Genomic DNA, 2255 nt, shown 5'->3' with positions numbered 1-2255 from the left:
ACCAAGTGCGGGAAGAAGGTGACGAACAGGGCGAAGTTCAGGAACGAGCGGCTGGGAGCGATCTTCCGGCGGTAGACGTCCAGCGTGTAGGACAACGTCTGGAAGGTGTAGAAGCTGATCCCCAGCGGCAGGACGATGTTCCACTCGGGCGGCCGGTAGACGACGCCGGCCGTGGCCGCCAACTCGACGAAGTTCTCCAGCAGGAAGCCGCCGTACTTGAAGAAGCCGAGCAGGCCGAGGTTCGCGGCCAGCGAGACGATCAGGTAGAGCCGCCGCCGGCCCGGCCGGTCCTCGCGAGCCATGAAGTTCGCGGCCCAGTAGTCGACCACGGTCGACAGCCACAGCAGCGCGACGAACGGCGGGTTCCAGCTGGCGTAGAACAGGTAGCTGGCGATCAGCAGGATCACCCGCTTCGTCGTCCAGCCGAGCGGCAGGCTCCACAGCCCCAGGAACACCGCGAAGAAGGCGATGAAGGTGATCGAGTTGAAGACCACGCGCCGCCCCCCGCCGGATGTCGGCTGGGCGACGCTAGGCGCATCGCCCGGCCGCCTCAACCCGCTCGGTTAACCAAAGTTCGGCGAGCGGCGATTTTCTATCCGGCGGGCGCCACCCTCCAGACCGTCTTCCCCGCATCGTCGGCGACCAGCAGGGCGCCGCGGGCGTCGACCTTGACGTCCACGGGCCGGCCGTAGGCCTCGCCGCGCTCGGATAGGAATCCGGTGAGGAAGGCGGCGGGCGGGCCGGTGGGGCGGCCGTTCACGAACGGGATGAACACCACCCGGTAGCCGTTCGGCGGCTTGCGGTTCCAGGAGCCGTGCTGCCCGACGAAGGCGCCGCCGTGGTAGCCGGCCGGGAAGGCGGTCCCGCGGTAGAAGGTCAGGCCCAGCGAGGCGGTGTGCGGCCCGAGCGCATAGTCCGGCTTGATGGCCCTGGCGACCAGGTCCGGCCGCTGGGGCTTCACCCGCTCGTCGACCGTCTGGCCGTAGTAGCTGTAGGGCCAGCCGTAGAAGCCGCCGTCTCGGACCGAGGTCATGTAGTCCGGGACGAGGTCGTTGCCGAGCTCGTCGCGCTCGTTGACCGCTGTCCACAAGGCGCCCGTCACCGGCTCGAAGTCCATGCCGTTGGGGTTGCGCAGGCCGGAGGCGAACAGGCGCATAGCTGTCCCGTCGAGGTTCAGCTGGTGGATTGCGGCCCGGCCTTCCTCGGCCTCCATGCCGTTCTCGCCGATGTTCGAGTTGGAGCCGACGGTGACGTAGAGCTTCGAACCGTCGGGCGCGGCGACGACGTTCTTCACCCAGTGGTGGTTGATCCCTGAGGGCAGGTCGACGACCTTCACCGGCGGCCCGGCTGCGCGGGTCTGACCGGTGGCGTAGGGCATCCGGACCAGCGCGTTGTCGTTGGCCACGTAGAGAGTCTCGCCCACCAGCGCCATGCCGGTCGGGCGCTTCAGGCCCTGGGCGAACACCTCGCGCACCTCGGCCACGCCATCGCCGTCGGCGTCGCGCAGCAGGATGATGTTGTCGGGGCTGGGCTTGAGGGCGCCCGCCCGCCTCTGGATGCGCTGGGCGACCCAGTCGCGCAGGCCCTTGGGCTTCTTCGGCTCGGAGGAGGACTGGGCCACCAGCACGTCGCCATTGGGCAGCACGTGCAGCCAGCGGGGGTGGTCGAGGCCGCCGGCGTAGCGCGTCACCACAAATCCGGGCGGCGCCTCGGGCACTCGGTCCTCCGGCCATCCGACCGCCTTCACCGCTCCCACGGTGGGCAGAAGCGCCGTCCGGGGCGCCGGCAGCTGCGGGTTCGGGCCGAACCCGACGAACGGATCGTTCGACCCCGGCGAGGCGCAGGCGGCGAGCGTAATCAGGACGGCGAGAGGGGCGAAGGCGCTTCTGCGCATGGAACCTCCCAGGCCCGGACGGGGCTATTTAGCACGGCGGGCGCCGAAGACGGCCCCGCTTGGACGGGAGAACGCGCGTGGGCCTGATTTGGCGCATCCTGCACAGGCTGGAATTCCAGACCCTGATGCTGCTGATCGCCGCCCTGGGCGCCCTATGGGTTTTCCTCGGGCTGGCCGAGGAGGTGAGCGAGGGCGAGACGGGGCAGGTCGACCGGACCCTGATACTGATGCTGCGGACGCCGGGCGATCCGGCCAACCCCATCGGGCCAAGATGGTTCGAGGAGATGATGCGTGACGTCACCGCGCTGGGCGGCTTCACCTTCCTGACGCTGTTCGTGGTGATTGCCGTGGCGGCGCTGGC

At 69.3% G+C, this 2255-nt stretch carries 1 protein-coding gene and 2 pseudogenes; 1 reads left to right on the top strand and 2 read right to left on the bottom strand.

Annotated features, from left to right (window positions below; all coding sequences use genetic code 11):
- Together VHK87_RS06000 and VHK87_RS05995 are read right to left on the bottom strand one after the other, a co-directional pair.
- Positions 1-494 (bottom strand): annotated as a pseudogene (locus tag VHK87_RS06000) (MBOAT family protein); the annotation flags it as partial.
- A 98-nt stretch (positions 495-592) separates the two neighbouring features.
- The gene (locus VHK87_RS05995) at positions 593-1894 is read right to left on the bottom strand and encodes a sorbosone dehydrogenase family protein (RefSeq protein WP_329633988.1); all 1302 of its coding nucleotides are present in this window, start codon (positions 1892-1894) and stop codon (positions 593-595) included.
- A gap of 77 nt (positions 1895-1971) precedes the next feature.
- Between VHK87_RS05995 and VHK87_RS05990 the strand changes: the two are divergent.
- Positions 1972-2255 (top strand): annotated as a pseudogene (locus tag VHK87_RS05990) (phosphoesterase); the annotation flags it as partial.

Origin of the sequence: Phenylobacterium sp. (genome assembly GCF_036263695.1) — a bacterium.
Taxonomy (GTDB): Bacteria; Pseudomonadota; Alphaproteobacteria; order Caulobacterales; family Caulobacteraceae; genus Phenylobacterium.
Note: the sequence above shows the minus strand (reverse complement) of the source record. Positions and strands in the feature narration are given on the sequence as shown.